Origin of the sequence: Fulvivirga kasyanovii (assembly GCF_009711405.1) — a bacterium.
In the GTDB taxonomy this organism is placed as follows: Bacteria; Bacteroidota; Bacteroidia; order Cytophagales; family Cyclobacteriaceae; genus Fulvivirga; species Fulvivirga kasyanovii.
The window spans coordinates 1-1,423 of record NZ_SMLW01000607.1; the positions used below are offsets into that span (position 1 = coordinate 1).

General features: G+C 43.1%; 1 protein-coding gene. It reads left to right on the top strand.

What is annotated here, in order from left to right; genetic code table 11:
- Positions 1 to 1,423, top strand: a 1,423-nt coding sequence (locus tag E1163_RS30645; RefSeq protein ID WP_221418038.1) for an Ig-like domain-containing protein, incomplete at both ends; no start/stop codon positions are given.

Below are 1,423 nucleotides of genomic sequence, written 5' to 3' on the forward strand. Positions count from 1 at the left end.
CCACTGTAGCTTCAAATGGATAAGTGATGGAAATGATATTGTCAATGCAAAAGAAGTTACTTTTTCATGGAACAGGTGGAACGGGTACAACGAGTATATGTGTGATGGCCGAGACAATTATAGTGCTATGGTTCAGGGGTCTGATGTTACTTATGACCACATTTGGTGGGAAGGTAGTAGAGGACGCACCGCTAAAGTATATGGAAGCTATTTGTCGCATGTCCACATGATCAATAACTATCATTCAGACAATACCTTCTATGCCTCCTCTTCAACAGACCCTAAAAGTTTGTTAAAAATTGAAAACTCTCACTACGATGGTGTGCGTATACCTACGTTAAGAACTAAGGGCGGAGTTATGTATTCCTCCGGAAATTTATATGAGAATATAGAATTTCATTCAGGTGATAATTGGGCACATGTTTCTGAACCCAAAGATGCTGCGGCCAACTTTAATGCCGGTTACCCATATACTTTGGATAATGTAAATGATGTAAAATCAATATGCACATCCAGAACAGGAGCAGGAGCTCAATGGGGAACTATGCCTAAATATGATGATGTTGCCGGGCTACTTTCAGAAGGTCCCTCCGTATCGATTACGGCACCGTCAAATGGTCAAAGCTTCACTGACCCGGCATCTCTTACTGTTAACGCCGCTGCAAGTGGCAAAAATGGTATAGCCAAAGTAGTATTTTACAATGGAAGCCAAAAGTTGGGAGAAGATACAAGCGCCCCCTATTCATGGGTGATTACAGAGCCAGTAAGCTGTACGTACTCCTTAATGGCTGTTGCCTATGATAAAAAAGGAATTGCAACCTATTCTGCTCCAATTACCTTTACAACCGCTGTTGAGTCATCAAACGATGACCCGAATTTAGCTTCTACATACATTTTCACGTATTACAGGGATGGAGGAAACCATAGCTGGGATTATGCCAAAAACTGGGATCAGGACGCTGTACCGGGTTCTACCTCTACCGCTATTATACGTTCAGGTGAAGTGCACGTAAATGGCTCTATAAGTGCTAAAACCTATGCAGAGCCTGGCGGAACTGTTAAAATAGCAGGAGCAAGCACTATAGACAACCTGACCCTGCAAGGAGGAATTTTATCTGTTTATACAGGCGGAGCCGGGTATCCCTTAACATCAGATATAGTCGTGGAGCAGAATTCCCAAATTATGGTAGGGGCTTACGCTTCATCAGTTTTAACACTCGGTGGAACGATATCCGGGACAGGAAACCTTACCAAAACTAAAGACGGAACTTTGTTACTAAGCAAAAACAGCGACTTGAGCAAATACTCCGGAAACTGGACCATAAAGGAAGGTAGTGTAAAAACCGAAATATCCAGAATCGGTGTGGGAAAGGTGTACCTCGAAGGTGGTACGCTGGAGGTAGGTTCCTCATTTCTAGGCATC